General features: G+C 46.1%; 12 protein-coding genes. 5 read left to right on the forward strand and 7 right to left on the reverse strand.

The genetic code is table 11. From position 1 onward, the window contains the following. Positions 1 to 43: 43 nt before the first annotated feature. The 3 genes from BSQ33_RS16975 to BSQ33_RS22135 form a co-directional block, all read right to left on the reverse strand. Positions 44 to 715 carry a hypothetical protein gene (locus BSQ33_RS16975; protein ID WP_088134743.1) on the reverse strand — a complete coding sequence of 224 codons (672 nt, stop codon included), beginning with the start codon at positions 713 to 715 and terminating at the stop codon, positions 44 to 46. A gap of 258 nt (positions 716 to 973) precedes the next feature. After that, positions 974 to 1,453, reverse strand: coding sequence for an AAA family ATPase (locus tag BSQ33_RS16980; protein WP_088134744.1), 480 nt, complete (start codon positions 1,451 to 1,453; stop codon positions 974 to 976). A gap of 4 nt (positions 1,454 to 1,457) precedes the next feature. Beyond that, complete coding sequence (locus tag BSQ33_RS22135; RefSeq protein ID WP_269768129.1) at positions 1,458 to 1,580, reverse strand: hypothetical protein; 123 nt, start codon at positions 1,578 to 1,580, stop codon at positions 1,458 to 1,460. A gap of 696 nt (positions 1,581 to 2,276) precedes the next feature. On the opposite strand from BSQ33_RS22135, the gene BSQ33_RS16985 reads away from it, so the two are divergent. Continuing rightward, on the forward strand, positions 2,277 to 4,580 hold the full coding sequence (locus tag BSQ33_RS16985) for an FdhF/YdeP family oxidoreductase (protein ID WP_088134745.1): 2,304 nt from the start codon (positions 2,277 to 2,279) through the stop codon (positions 4,578 to 4,580). Between the two features lie 149 nt (positions 4,581 to 4,729). Here the strand turns inward: BSQ33_RS16985 and BSQ33_RS16990 are convergent, their stop codons facing one another. The 4 genes from BSQ33_RS16990 to ahpC all read right to left on the reverse strand — a co-directional run bounded on the left by BSQ33_RS16990 (position 4,730) and on the right by ahpC (position 10,206). After that, positions 4,730 to 6,616 carry an FAD-dependent oxidoreductase gene (locus BSQ33_RS16990; RefSeq protein ID WP_088134746.1) on the reverse strand — a complete coding sequence of 629 codons (1,887 nt, stop codon included), beginning with the start codon at positions 6,614 to 6,616 and terminating at the stop codon, positions 4,730 to 4,732. Between the two features lie 447 nt (positions 6,617 to 7,063). Continuing rightward, positions 7,064 to 7,594 (reverse strand): DUF3750 domain-containing protein, encoded by a 531-nt coding sequence (locus tag BSQ33_RS16995; RefSeq protein WP_021018756.1) that lies wholly within the window; start codon positions 7,592 to 7,594, stop codon positions 7,064 to 7,066. Between the two features lie 339 nt (positions 7,595 to 7,933). Next, a complete protein-coding gene (gene ahpF / locus BSQ33_RS17000; protein ID WP_088134747.1) occupies positions 7,934 to 9,502 on the reverse strand; it encodes an alkyl hydroperoxide reductase subunit F in 1,569 nt (522 codons plus the stop codon). A gap of 146 nt (positions 9,503 to 9,648) precedes the next feature. Continuing rightward, a complete protein-coding gene (gene ahpC / locus BSQ33_RS17005; RefSeq protein WP_072961862.1) occupies positions 9,649 to 10,206 on the reverse strand; it encodes an alkyl hydroperoxide reductase subunit C in 558 nt (185 codons plus the stop codon). Positions 10,207 to 10,561: 355 nt separating this feature from the next. Here ahpC and fdhA point away from each other — a divergent pair, with 355 nt between their 5' ends. The 4 genes from fdhA to BSQ33_RS17025 all read left to right on the forward strand — a co-directional run bounded on the left by fdhA (position 10,562) and on the right by BSQ33_RS17025 (position 15,367). Next, positions 10,562 to 11,761, forward strand: coding sequence for a formaldehyde dehydrogenase, glutathione-independent (gene fdhA / locus BSQ33_RS17010; protein WP_021018759.1), 1,200 nt, complete (start codon positions 10,562 to 10,564; stop codon positions 11,759 to 11,761). Positions 11,762 to 12,050: 289 nt separating this feature from the next. Next, positions 12,051 to 13,337, forward strand: a complete 1,287-nt coding sequence (locus tag BSQ33_RS17015) for a nucleoside permease (RefSeq protein WP_088134748.1) — start codon at positions 12,051 to 12,053, stop codon at positions 13,335 to 13,337. A 67-nt stretch (positions 13,338 to 13,404) separates the two neighbouring features. After that, a complete protein-coding gene (locus tag BSQ33_RS17020; protein ID WP_088134749.1) occupies positions 13,405 to 14,427 on the forward strand; it encodes an ADP-ribosylglycohydrolase family protein in 1,023 nt (340 codons plus the stop codon). Beyond that, complete coding sequence (locus BSQ33_RS17025; RefSeq protein WP_232472018.1) at positions 14,414 to 15,367, forward strand: PfkB family carbohydrate kinase; 954 nt, start codon at positions 14,414 to 14,416, stop codon at positions 15,365 to 15,367. Before BSQ33_RS17020 ends, BSQ33_RS17025 begins: the two co-directional genes overlap by 14 nt. Positions 15,368 to 15,379: the final 12 nt, after the last annotated feature.

The raw sequence follows: 15,379 nt of genomic DNA on the forward strand, positions 1-15,379 counted from the left end.
CCGCTTTATACATCAGGATCAGCGGCATTTTCTTGGTGACTTTTTAGTCGGCAGAAGCACCGTATTTCAAAGAACAGGTGAATGCACGATGCTTGGTATACTTTGCGTTCTTTATCTCGGCTTCAGGCGGACGTTCATTTCTTAAATCAAAATTGAGTTCACTTGTAACAACGGCTACATTATTCCCTTGATAAGATTGAGAAATTAAATAGTATTTTACGAAATTGAGTTCGTAAGATGTGATTTTTTGTTTCAATATCGTATAGGTGAAAGATTGATCGTTGGTGCAATGAATACTGGTTTCATTGAGTCGCTCAACTTTGCTGCCCCAACGCTCTTCTGTGGCATTGATTATTCGCTTTAAATTGTCATTTTTAAATCGCAAAAACTGTTTATCAGTGAAGGCGGGAAGGTGCTTATAGTTCACCACTTCAGCAGAATAAAGGTGACTGTCATAAGGCGTTTTAAATCCGACATAAGTATCTATTTGATCGGGTGTATTTTCAGTATGTTCTTTCACTTGCGTGTAGGTCCATTCCCCATGATCTTCTGTCGCGGGTGCTGTGATGGTTAAGTCACCTTGTGGTGATGTATACGTTAAGCCCTCTAATTTCCCATGCAATATTTTGGGGGCTGGTAACAACCCACCAACTGTTCCACCGGAACATGCAGTGATCAGTGTCGACAATAGAATAATACTTAATTTTTGCAACATAACTTCCCTTACAGCCTGAACGTGTTAAAGGTACTGACACAAGTACAAAATGACGATAGTTATCTGGTTTATCAACCGAATGTTATAAGTAGCCGATGAAAATGCGCAGCATGTCATGTACTTGCTGCTAGTTATTGGACATGTTCTCGAATAAGCCAATGTATTGGTGATGGACGGATATAATCAATGCGTTTGACATGCGCATCGGTTGATGGTTGTCGATTGATCAGGAGTAAGTAAAGGAGTCAGGGAGATTTGTTAGGTTGTTGTCTGCACCCAAACCACATTTTCCTCTGGACTTGGCACTTCAAACCTGGACCAGAATAAATCCAACATTTCCGGGGTCATTTCGTAAGACTTTTCTTCTCGTTCTGAATTACGGGCAAGAGCCCGCTGTTTGCAGATATCGAAGCTGACATCCAAGTAGTGAATTTGATAATCCACACCGATACTGGATGCCCAATGACTAAACGCTTGACGTTCAGTACGGGTCCAAAGTCCAAAGTCAAAAATGACTGGCGTACCCAGGGCGAAAAGCTGTAATGCAGCCTCTTCAAACAGGCCTTTTAGCGTTGACAGACGGTGATCAAACACATCCCTTTCCATATGTTCGCCATATAGCGGGAGCATCCATTCATCGATAGAGAAGCGAAACGCACCACATTTCTCCGCCAGTGTTTTCGCATATGTTGTCTTTCCTGAGCCAATAAAACCACATGTAGCATAAATCTTAGTCATAAAGTCATCGTCCCATGGTTTGGGATTTATTTTTTGATTGGAAATTGATATCAAGTAAAGTATCGAAATCCTCGGTAACAATCGCTTGATCGGCTTGTTTGATCTGTTCAAGGACTGCGTTATTCATGATGTTTCCTATGGGTGATCGGATTCTTCTACATAGAGTTTCTGCACTGTTTACATTACAGGTGTAAATAAAATGACATGATTATACACATTGTTCATCCGAATTTTCTGTTCGTAAATAGAAATATTAATTATGCATGTAAATGCATATTTGTTTTAGTGTTGAAAGCAACAATTGGTCATTTATACTCAGTCATAGATAACATTTATGGAAAATATGATTTTATTTTTGGTTTATTAGTAACATTGGAGTGAAATGACATAAAACATCCGCCAATATTCAACAACTGGCATTGAATATAGCAAAACGAGTATTTTAGGAAACGTGATGATGAACCACTGTTTATTGACCCTGGTCATTGCTAAGGAGTATTTTTGATGTATTCAAATCAGGTTTCTTTCTTATCAACATGAATTTGGCTTCCTAACAAATATCTGCATTGTTTTTGGTGAAACTAAGCTGACATTTGTCGTTTTCAGTCATTTGGTGGCTTTTGAGACTGTTATCATTTAGATATTCTCGATGCGTGTTCGTTGGTTCGCGAATAAGAGTATATTTTTATCTATCTCGTCTTTATCGAGGACCTGTGTGATGGGATAGAGCCTGATTGATTGACCGGATACGGATGAATGATTCGTATGATGGGCATTACATTGGCGGATGTTTTCTGAACATCAAGAATAAGAAGAGAAGCAAATGAGTTATAAAAAATATTCAGGTTCTGCCGGTGGGTGGGGGGCTTTAAAAGCGACGACTCAACATTTGTTCAAAAGTGAAAATGTAGCAAAGAATATATTCAATTTACTGCGTACTAACCAAGATCATGGATTTGACTGTCCGGGATGTGCCTGGGGAGAGAAAGGCGTTCCGGGACGTTTTCGTTTCTGCGAGAACGGTGCGAAAGCGGTCAACTGGGAAGCGACATCTCGCCGGGTCGGTCGGGAATTTTTTGCACAATATTCTGTGGAATGGTTGAACAGACAGACGGACTACTTTCTCGAATATCAGGGGCGTCTCAATGAGCCGATGAGTTATAACCCAGAAACGGATCACTACGAGCCGATTAGTTGGGATGACGCCTACGAGATGGTTGCCAGTTATCTGAATCTACTCGAGGATCCCAATCAAGCTGAATTCTATACATCAGGGCGAGCCAGTAATGAGGCCGCTTTTGTTTATCAGCTATTGGTCCGCCGCTTTGGTACCAATAACTTTCCTGATTGTTCCAATATGTGCCATGAAGCAACCAGTTATGCGTTGGGGAAAAGTATTGGTATCGGCAAAGGCACGGTAACTATCGATGACTTTGAAAAAGCGGATGCAATTTTCTTATTCGGACAGAACCCGGGAACAAACCATCCCCGGATGCTCGAAACATTGAGCGATGCCTACCGACGCGGCGCCAAAGTCGTTGCTTTCAACAATCTGAAAGAGCGAGGGCTAGAGCGTTTTACCAATCCGCAACACTCACTCGAAATGATCAGTAATAGCTCTACACCGACAACCAGTCACTATTTTATGCCGAAATTGGGGGGCGATATGGCTGTCGTCCGCGGTATCGTCAAGGTGTTGCTGGGGTATCATCAGGCAGCCGTACAACGTGGTGAGTCGGTTTTTGATTTAGCGTTTCTAGAGGAGCATACGCAAGGGTTATCTGCATACCTCGAACAGGTTGAAGCCACACCTTGGTCGGCGATTATTCAGCAATCAGGTCTGACTCAGGATGAAATGATTCAAGTTGCCGATATTTATCTTCATGCGGAACGACGGATTGTGACCTGGGCGATGGGAATTACTCAGCATAAACATTCGGTTGCAATTATCGAAGAGCTTGTCAACTTGCAGTTGTTGTTCGGCCAAATCGGTAAGCCGGGCGCGGGATTGTGTCCGGTTCGTGGGCATTCGAACGTACAGGGGGATCGGACCGTTGGTATCAATGACCATCCGCCGCAAGCGTTGTTAAATAATATCGAAAAAGTATTCGGCTTTCACCCGCCACAAGCGCATGGCCATAATGTTCATCATGCATTACAAGCGATGGCGCGTGGTGACAGTAAAGTGTTTATCGGTTTGGGTGGCAATTTAGTTGCGGCTGCACCGGATACAGCCCGGGTTGCACAGGCGATGCGTCAATGTGAATTGACTGTCCATATTGCGACCAAGCTGAACCGGAGTCATGTGAATCCCGGTAAAGCGTCGTTGATTTTACCATGTCTGGGCCGAACCGATATTGATATGCAGGCCAGTGGTGAACAGCGGGTGACGGTCGAGGATTCGTTCTCCATGGTTCATGCTTCATCGGGGCGTGTGGACATGAGCGAAGAGTCGGTTCGTTCCGAAGTCGCCATTATCGTCGGGATCGCTAAAGCAACGCTGGGAGCACATAACCCTGTCGACTGGCAATCTTTGGCGGATAACTATGATCGTATCCGTGATTTGATTGAACAAACGATCCCCGGCTTTGACAATTTTAATCAACGGCTCGATATACCGGGTGGGTTTTACTTGGGGAATAGTGCCAGAGAGCTGAACTGGAAAACCGCTTCGGGAAAAGCGGAGATCTCTGCCAATCGACTGCCGCAGTATATATTGTCGTTTGACCCACAAAGTATGACGGATAAACCCGTCTTTATTCTGCAGACGATGCGCTCACACGATCAGTACAATACGACAGTGTATGGGTATGATGATCGCTATCGGGGGATCTGGGGTGAGCGTCAGGTGATTTTCCTGAATCCGAAAGATATTGAATTACTGGGATTAAAACCCGAAGAGCGAGTTGATATCGAGACGATCTGGACAGATGATGTCCAACGGAAAATTTATAACTTTAAGGTTGTTCCATATCAAATTCCGCAGGGAAATGTGGCTGCGTATTTTCCGGAAGCGAATGCATTGATCCCACTTGATAGTAAAGGGGACTGGAGTGATACACCTACATCGAAAATGGTGGCAGTGATGCTGGTTCCGACGCAGAATCAACCCTTATTAATCCAATAATCGTCATTCGATGAGCCAAGCATGATGATGTGGATTGCTTGAAACTGAACAGGGGCAGATAATATCTGCCCCTGTTGTATTGGGGTCGTGTATTTCAACACCGTTGCTTTAAGCACTATCTAGTTTACTTTAAGAAAAATCCAGTTACTTTAAGCACAATCCGAATGTGGTAATAAAGACTTATCGACATGATACTCGGTCGCATAGTGGCGGAGTTTACAATCATTCCCATCCGGACAGCCACAGCTTAAACAGCGTCGGGCTTCGTTCATTGCAACCTGATCCGTGAAGCCAGTTTCGACTTCTTTAAAGTTATGCTGGCGCTCTGCTAATGTCAGTTCCGGCATTTTGGCTCTCAGAATGTGTTGCATTGCCTGTGCCAGCGCCTGATCTCGTTGTTCCTGAGTATCGCCCTGCACGATTGAACGGAGTTCGTTTTTGAGTTTCTCAATATGTTCAGGCCGGATCAGGTGACTTCTGGTGATGTTTCTTTCCCGGAAGGACTCGGTGTACAGTTTTTCCATATCACCGCCAAGAAAGCAGTCAATACCGTATGCCGCTTTACGGCCATCTGCGACGGCTTCGACAGCGGTTGCCGGGCCTCGGCGAAAATCACCGATTGCAAAAATATTGCGTGAACCGGAGAACATATTGTCTTCATTCACATCAATGGTCTGATACCGGTTGAGTGGCAGTGTGATGTCGTCATCATCAAGAAAACTGACATCCGTTTGTTGTGAAATTGCTGAAATAACGGTGTCGAAGGATTCCGTGATGTATTCACCGGTCGGTTGAGGGCGCCTGCGTCCGGAAGCATCAGGTTCGCCTAAGGCCATTTTTTCCAGTTTGACCTGACAAACCCGGCCATGTTGATCGGCGATATTCTCGGCAGGATTGGTCAGAAAATAAAATTGAACACCTTCATGTTCTGCTTCTTCAATTTCATAATCTTCGGCCGGCATTTCTTCTCGGGAGCGACGGTAAATAATCGTTGCCTGTGCCCCGAGGCGCAAAGCGGTCCGGGCGCAATCAATGGCGGTATTACCACCACCAATGACAGCAACGTTCTGACCGACGGTACACTGTTGTTCGAGCATGTGATCTTTCAGGAAATCCACGCCGAGATAACAGCCATCGAGGTCACTGCCGGGGTAGGCCATACCGCTGGCTTGCGATGCACCGATGGCCAGACAAACAGCATCATAGTCATCGCTCAGTGACGAGAGTAAGAAGTCTTTACCGAGTCGCTGATTGGTTTTGATGGCCATGCCATGACGACACATCAATTCAATTTCTTGGTCAAGAATTGCTTTCGGCAGTCGGTATTCGGGAATACCATAGCGAAGCCATCCGCCGGCTTGGGGCATCGCTTCCAAGATAGTGACATCATAACCTTCATTGGTGAGGAAGTAGCCGCAGCTGAGTCCTCCCGGTCCGGCGCCGACAATCGCTACTTTTTTATGTTTCTCGGCTTTTCTTTCTGGCAGATAAGACTGAAATGCAGCCAGATCATGATCCGCTGCGTGGCGTTTTAGCTGACGGATTGCCAGTGGCTCATCTAATTGTTGACGCTGACATCCGGATTCACAGAAAGCCGGGCAGACCCGGCCAATTGACAGTGGCATGGGCAGTGTTTTCTTGATGACGGCAACAGCTTGCTGATAGTTACCCTGTGCGATGAACGCCAGATATTGCTGAATATCGACATGGGCAGGGCAGGCGGTTTGACAAGGCGGTTCACTACAGATGATATTCGGTTGAGAAAGAATATCCTGAAGGTGTTTTTTTCTGCGTTCTGAGAGGTGATTGGACGTCGTGGTTACCACCATGCCTTCTACTGGCATTTGCTGACAAGCAGGGACAATACCTGTACCGAGAATGTCAACTTCGCAGAGTTTACAGTGTTGATGAATACTGTCAGTCGCGTCGGTATCACAGAGTGAAGGCAGAGGAACACCACAGGTTCTTGTCGCACTGAGTAGTGTTTGATTCGGATCGACTGTATACGTTGATCCATCGATCGTAATATTCACCATGATGATTCTCCATTGTTTCTGATAACCAGTGTTTCTGATTTATCAGAGCTTCTGATATCCAGCTCGTAAACAGTGTGATCGTCCTGATGCACTTCCTATACTTTCAGTGATTCAGTATGACCGAATCATTGAAAGGATGCTCGCATTTTGGTGTATTTTTGAGATGAGTATCGGTGATAATTTTTAATTGAAATGAACGAAATCAAATCTATCGATTCACTGGATAATTCATCAGCATGATAATATCTGTATGAAATTATTCATGAAATAGACAATAACCACACAGTTAGTCTGTTTTTTACGTATGCTATTTCATTTCAAGGGTACGCACAAGTACGAATATGGATGATGATCATGTCGATCAACTGTCAGCCGTGATCATTGAACATCGATCACAGCTAAACGAAGACAGGGTAGCCTCAACGGATAACCAAACTTACCGTTCAGTTAATTCGCGTAGCCGCTCCCGATTGCCCGGAAAGGCATTTTTAATCCCAGAGCGGGTACCTGTAAACCAACCCATGCCGGAAATGTATTGCTGTTCGGCCCGGGGAAGAGGGTGTATTCATCTGCCCACGGGTAAAATTCAATAGCAGCCGTAATTTCAGGGATCAGTTGGCTCGCTTTTTCGCCTTGGATAGACAACACTTTTTCTGGTTTGGCACCATACCAATAGCGATCCGGATGTTTGGTTTGATACTCGGTTAGAACCGAGCGTCCTTGTTTGAGTCGCCAACCGATGACCTCGTAAACCGTATATTCAGGTGCATTTTCCGGTTTCAGAGCAATCCAAGTATGTACAGCAAACCAGCCGCGCCAGCCGAACGCATCGGCAGAATACACTTCAATCACTGCATCTTTCTCTTGCTCCGGCTCTGGGGCGATGCCTGCGGGTTCACGACTTGCGGTACGCCAGTCCCCACCACTGCAACTCAACGTTCCGATCATCACAAACACAATTAAAAGAGACCTAAACATGGCTGAACTTTCCTTATGCCGTATATGATTGATTTATACGCTACTATAGACAATTCAGAAGCAAAAGACATACCTAGTCTCTCTTACGGGCAAAATGATATGGATTAAAAGGATGCTGACTCGCTCGAAAAGCTTGAAAGGACAGACACTTGGAAAGAAGCACTAAAGGGACAGACGACTCAGGAGGGAAGGGGACAGGCAAAGAAAGTTCTGACCAAGAAGGTTAGAGATGACAAATTGAAAGGACAGACACTTGAAGGGAAGCGTTACAGGGACAGGCAATGGAGGAGAGAGGAAATGGAACAATAGAAGCGGACGCTTTAGCGCCCGCTTGGCAGGTCAGCCCTGATGACGAATCAGGTAATCAAATGCCCCCAGACTGGCTTTCGCCCCTTCGCCCATCGCGATAATGATCTGTTTATAAGGGACAGTCGTCGCATCTCCGGCAGCAAAAACACCTGACATACTGGTATCGCCCCGGCTACCGACTTCAATCTCACCTCTTGGTGACAGTGTCACATCTGAATCTTTTAGCCATTCGGTATTGGGTACCAAACCAATCTGTACAAAAATACCGGACAACAACAGGGTATGGATCTCATCAGTATGACGATCTTTATATTTAAGACCGGTCACCCGTTTCCCATCACCGATCACTTCGGTTGTCTGTGCCATCGTGATGATATCGATGTTCGGCAGGGAGTTTGCTTTATCAATCAGCACTTGATCTGCTCGAAGTACATCGGCAAATTCAAGGACCGTAACGTGTTCGACAATCCCGGCTAAATCAATTGCGGCTTCAATACCGGAGTTGCCGCCACCGATAACGGCTGTTTTCTTGCCTTTAAACAGTGGGCCATCACAGTGAGGGCAATAAGCCACCCCTTTATTGCGGTATTCATGTTCACCGGGAACATTCATTTCTCTCCAGCGTGCGCCCGGGCTGAGAATGACACTTTTACTCTTGAGTGTTGCACCGCTTTCAAGGTTGACGTGAATATATCCATCTTCGGTATAAGCAGCACCCATCAGCCGATCGGCTTGCTGATCCGTGATGAGATCCACATCATACTCTTTGAGATGTTCACCCAAATCGGCTGCCAGTTTCGGGCCTTCCGTTCTTTTGACAGAAATAAAGTTTTCAATTGCCATGGTGTCCATCACCTGACCACCGAGACGCTTCGCAACGATACCGGTTCGGATGCCTTTACGAGCGGCATAAACAGCCGCAGCACCACCGGCAGGTCCGCCACCGACGACCAATACATCGTATGGGTCTTTTTCGTTAATACTGGCTGCTGCTCTTTCTGCTGCACCATCATCAATTTTGGTTAAGATTTCTGCCAGTGACATCCGACCTTGGCCAAATAACTCACCATTTACGAAAACGCTTGGCACCGCCAGAATATCGCGTTGTTTGACTTCATCTTGGAACAGGGCGCCATCAATCATGGTGACACGAATGTCTGGGTTGATTGCTGCCATCATGTTGAAAGCTTGAACCACATCAGGACAGTTCTGGCACGAAAGCGAAATAAAGATTTCCACGTCCAGTTTTTTATGCAGACTGGCAATCTGTGTGATGGTTTCGTCTTCAAGTTTCATCGGATGACCACCCGAGTGGAGCAGCGCTAATACCAATGAAGTAAATTCGTGTCCCATCGGCACACCGGCAAAACGCAATTGTGTACCTTTCTCCGGGTTAGTGACCGCCATGACGGGTTTACGTTCACTGGCCGCGTTATCATGCACTACCGAGACACGATCGCTTAATGTTTCGATCTCTTCAGCCAGTGAAAGAATTTCTTGAGATGCTTTACTTTCATCTAGACTGACCACTAAGCGGACATCTTCTTTTAAGTTTGTGAGATATTGTTTTAATTGTTGTTTGATCGCTTGGTCTAGCATGTTTCGATTACACCTTGTCTTTAGATAGATAAATAAAGAGAGTGACCACTCTAGATAATGAGAAATAAGGGGAGAGTAAGCCGGATGCGTTGGTCGTATGGTACATCCAGCCCACTCTCAAGTTAAAAATTCAAATTAGAAAATGGTTAGATCTTGCCGACAAGATCCAGTGAAGGAGCCAGAGTTTCTTCACCTTCTTTCCATTTTGCCGGGCAAACTTCGCCTGGGTGTGCTGCAACATATTGTGCTGCTTTTACTTTTCTCAGCAGGTCTTCAGCGTCACGGCCAATCCCTTCAGCCGTAATTTCCATTGCCTGAATGACACCTTCAGGATCGATGAGGAATGTTGCACGGTCTGCAAGGCCCTGACCTTCACGCATGACACCGAAGTTATTAGTGATGTTACCGGTTTGGTCACCAAGCATGTAATACTGAATTTTGCCAATTGTGTCAGAGCTGTCATGCCACGCTTTGTGCGTGAAGTGTGTGTCAGTTGAGACGGAGAATACTTCAACGCCACGCTCTTGAAGCTCAGCATAATGATCGGCAAGATCACCTAATTCTGTTGGGCAAACAAATGTGAAATCAGCAGGATAGAAGAAAAATACTGCCCATTTGCCCTCGACACTTTTTTCTGTGACTTCAACAAATTCACCGTTTTTATAAGCGGTTGCACTAAATGGTTTGATTTTTGTGTTGATCATGATTTTTTTACTTTCCTTTCAGTTGGTTAGCTTTGCAATATCTTGCCTTCGAGATGTATATTCGCACTGCCGCACCACAAAATAAAATCACTTGTAGCTATTCATTTGATAGGAAAAATCTATTTCATCGAAACCAAGATAGTTGTCGGCTATCACATCCGTGATTGAACACTATGGTCGACAGGGGGAGCGCTTGTATGACGATAAAAGTCTAATCAACACCACAGAAAATACTTTCTTGACAATGATAAGTCGCGACCTGACTGAATGGTGTCGTATACGAACATCTGTTGTGAATTCACGCTCGTTAACGTGGCAATCGCAGTACACTAATAATTCGCTTAAGGAGAACAGAATGTGCAATTCCAGTAATCACGGTGTTGTATATAAAGGACCGGGACAAGTCGCAGTTGAATCGATCGCTTTTCCGGAGTTGGCTCTGGGAAAAAGAAAGTGTAATCACGGCGTCATTCTGAAGGTTCTGACCACCAATATTTGTGGGAGTGACCAGCACATGGTCCGTGGACGGACAACCGCCCCGGCAGGCCTTGTTCTGGGTCATGAGATTACCGGTGTGATCCTTGAAAAAGGAGACGACGTTGAATTCCTGAATGTGGGTGATATCGTTTCCGTTCCTTTCAACATTGCTTGTGGACGCTGTCGCAACTGTAAATCCGGCATGACTGGTATCTGTCTGAATGTTAACCCGGCACGTCCCGGCGCTGCTTATGGTTATGTCGATATGGGAGGCTGGGTTGGAGGCCAGTCAGAGTATGTGATGGTGCCGTATGCTGACTTCAATCTGCTGAAATTCCCGGATGCAGATCAGGCCATGGAGAAAATCCGTGATCTGACATTGCTCTCTGATATCTTCCCGACTGGTTTCCACGGCTGTGTGACTGCTGGTGTCGGTCCCGGTTCAACGGTGTATGTGGCCGGTGCGGGTCCGGTTGGTCTCGCTGCGGCAGTGTCGGCCCAATTGCTCGGTGCTGCGTGTGTGATCGTCGGTGACATGATCGAAGAACGTCTTGAACAGGCACGGAGCTTTGGCTGTGAAACGATCGACCTGCGTGAAGACGGCGATATGGAAGACAAACTGGAAGTGATTCTCGGCGAACGGGAAGTGGACTGCTTTGTTGACTGTGTCGGTTTTGAAGCGCATGGCTGTGGTTGTGGCGGACACCATAAAGAAGCGCCCGCGGCAGTATTAAACTCAGCGATGCAAATCACCCGAGCCGGTGGCCAAATTGGTATTCCGGGACTCTACGTGACAGATGATCCGGGCGCACAGGATGAAGCGGCAAGAGTCGGTGCGTTGAGTATGCGTTTTGGCCTCGGTTGGGCGAAGTCCCATTCATTCCATACCGGTCAGTGTCCGGTGATGAAATATCATCGTTCTCTGATGCAGGCGATTTTATTTGATAAAGTCAATATTGCGAAAGCAGTGAACGTTCAACTGATTACGTTGGATCAAGCACCGCAAGGCTATGCTGATTTCGATGGTGGTGCCGCGAAAAAATTCGTTATCGATCCACACGGTAGCGTTGCCGCATAGATTCATCGTTCAAATATTTGGTACTGATAAGAAACGCGCCGGGTACAAATACCCGGCGCGTTTTTTTGTGCGCTTTTTATGGTGGTACTTGAAGCGGTGAAGGTGTGAAGTGTGGGTGTGAAGTGTGTGTCCTTGTATTGTTACTTCATTATTAAATTCCCCATTTTTAGGGGATAAATTTAATTGATGGGAATGTTATTTACGATCACAAAATGAATATAATGGTATTGTATTGGTATTATTATGTGTCATACCATCTTTGTGTACCCTACAGTACTAAGGATAAAAAATGAAAACGACGAATATCAAACTCTCATTCATGATGTTCATTGAATGGTTTATATGGGGCGCTTGGTTCGTTCCTTTATGGCAAATCTTAAACACACATGGTTTTTCACCAACGGAGATTGCTTGGTCATATGCTTGTACTGCAATTGCCGCGATCTTGTCACCGATTCTGGTCGGCTCGATTACCGACCGTTTTTTTCCGGCCCAAAAGGTTCTGTCGGTGATGCTGCTTGCCGGGGCAGTATTAATGTATCTTGCGGCACAACAAACCGAGTTCGCCACTTTCTTTCCGCTTTTACTTGGTTACTCGCTCACCTACATGCCGACAATTGCGCTGACGAATAGTATTGCGTTTTCCAACGTTGCTGATGTTGAGCGTGATTTCCCGCGGATTCGGGTCATGGGAACAATTGGTTGGATAGCTTCCGGGATCGCAATTGGCTTCCTGCCGGGCTGGTTAGGTTATGGTGATATTTCTTCCAGTAATATCCCGCTCATTATTACGGCATTGAGCTCTGCTGCCTTGGGGGTATTTGCCCTAATGCTGCCAAACACGCCGCCAAAGAGTACAGGCAAGTTAGACTTGAAAGTGATGCTCGGTTTAGATGCAATGGTGTTACTGAAAGACAAAAACTTCTTAGCATTCTTTATCTGCTCATTCATGTTCAGTATGCCGCTTGCTTTCTATTACATCTTTGCGAATGGCTTCCTGACAGAAGTGGGGATGAGTCATGCAACCGGTTGGATGACGCTTGGCCAGTTTTCCGAAATTTTCTTCATGCTGGCACTTCCTTTCTTTATTAAACGCTTTGGTATTAAAAAGGTATTATTACTTGGTCTGTTCACTGCGGCGATCCGTTATGGATTCTTCGCTTATGGAAGTGCGGAGTCTTGGTACCTGTACTCGCTGTTGTTCTTAGGCATTCTATTGCATGGCGTCAGTTACGATTTCTACTTCGTTACGGCTTACATCTATGTGGACCAAAAAGCACCGGCACATATGCGAACCGCCGCTCAAGGGCTGATAACCCTCGGATGTCAGGGGATTGGTAGCTTGTTGGGCTATCGGCTTGGCGGTGTCCTCATGGAGAAAATGTTTGCTTATGACACGCCACAGCACGGTTTGACATTTGACTGGGCAGGGATGTGGAGTTTTGGTGGGATCATGATCGCCGTCATCCTCGCGCTCTTTATATTCTTTTTCCGTGAACCGGACGGAAAGATCAAACCGATTCCTCTTGCATCTCAGCAAGAAAACGTGGACGAACAGAAAAAAGCACAAGCTTAATTCCAACCCTGCTCAGTAAGGTAAACCTGACTGAGCAGGCAATTTAATCTAATTTTTGGTAAGTAAAATGACAATCACAAAACAAGACAGAATCCTCGGCACTTTTTATGGTCAAGCACTTGGTGACTCAATGGGGATGCCTTCAGAGTTATGGCCCCGTCATCGAGTGAAAGCGCATTTTGGTTGGATCGACCGCTTTTTGGATGGTCCACAAGAAAATAATGCAGCGTGCTACTTTACTGCCTGCCAGTTTACGGATGATACATCAATGGCTTTGGCACTAGCCGATGCCATTATCGCGTGTGATGGCAACATCGTTCCTGAAGTGATTGCCCGCAATGTTTTAAACTGGGCTGAGGGATTTGATGCATTTAACAAGAACATATTCGGTCCAAGCTCTAAAGCTGCGATGCGTGCCATTAAAGACGGAACACCAATCGACGCGCTTGAAAATAATGGCGTGACCAATGGTGCGGCTATGCGTGTGTCCCCGATGGGATGCCTGTTACCTGCGACAAACCTGGATCGTTTTATCGAACAAGTCGCGCTTGCTTCTAGTCCGACCCACAAATCTGATGTCGCTATTGCAGGGGCTGTCGTGGTTGCATGGGCGGTTTCAAAAGCGATTGATGGTCACTGCTGGTCTGCAATCAAAGATCAACTGCCAGCCATTGCACTGGCTGCGCAAACAAAACATATCACAACGTTCAGTGCATCGATGGCATCTCGTGTCGAACTGGCATTGAGTGCAGCGGGTGAATCTGGTGGTATTGAAACGCGCATGGACAAAATCTACAACTTAATCGGTGCCGGTGTCAGTACAATTGAGTCTGTCCCCGCAGCGGTTGCCATGGTTGAAATAGCTGAAACCGACCCGAACCGTTGTGCGATTTTATGTGCCAACCTTGGAGGTGATACCGATACGATTGGTGCCATGGCAACTGCAATCTGTGGTGCTCTGAACGGTGTGCAAGGCATCGATGCCTCTTTAAAGCAGCAACTGGATCAGAAAAACCAACTCGATTTTGATCAATACGCACGTCAATTCCTTTCTCTGAGAGCAATAAAGGAGCAGGATGATGCCTCATAACGCATTAATACAATTGGTTCCGACCCTTAGCAACCAACGTCAGCTATGTCTGCTGGGAGCTGCGGTGATCGACATTGTGACCGAAACGCCAAGCTTACCGAAGCGTGGTGAAGACATTGAAATTCAGGAAAAAGGGATTCATGTCGGTGGATGTGCGCTCAATATCGCGATTGCGATCCAAAGGCTCGGACTCCAATCGGTGAATGCTTTGCCTATCGGTCATGGTCAGTGGGCGGATCTGATTCGTCACGCGATGGCAGACAAAGGGTTGAGCAGCTGCTTTGAAGATCATAGTGGCGATAATGGATGGTGCCTTGCCCTTGTTGAGCCGGATGGGGAGCGGACTTTTCTTTCTGTCTGTGGTGTCGAGAACAACTGGCATCGCGACAACCTGAATCAACTGGCACTCGATAAAGATGCGATCATTTATTTATCTGGTTATCAGTTGGCGTCTGCATCGGGTGAAGAAATCATTACTTGGTTGGAAACTTTACCGGATACCCATCTGCTGTTTATCGACTTCGGACCAAGAATCGCGGATATTCATGCGATACTTCTGGAGCGTCTGTTGGCACTCAAACCGATCATTTCATTAAACCGACAAGAAGCACAACAACTGGGGATGCAAGATAGTCGGCAGTTTGTTGAACAATGGTTTTCGCGCTACGGTTGTCCGCTGATCTTGCGTATTGACAGCGATGGTGCATTCTTCAATAACGGTGAATCGTGCGGCACTGTTGAACCATTTCCGGCCAAAGTTGTTGATACCATTGGTGCCGGTGACTCTCATGCTGGTGGTGTTTTGGCTGGATTAAGTTCAGGCTGGGATCTTGCAGATGCTGTTTTGTTGGGAAATGCCGTAGCATCTTATGTGGTCAGTCATGAAGGGGGAGATTGCGCTCCAAGTGTCGAGCAAATTGTAAACTATTTACGTGCGTGATTCATTGATGGT

Origin of the sequence: Vibrio gazogenes (assembly GCF_002196515.1) — a bacterium.
Lineage (GTDB): Bacteria > Pseudomonadota > Gammaproteobacteria > Enterobacterales > Vibrionaceae > Vibrio > Vibrio gazogenes_A.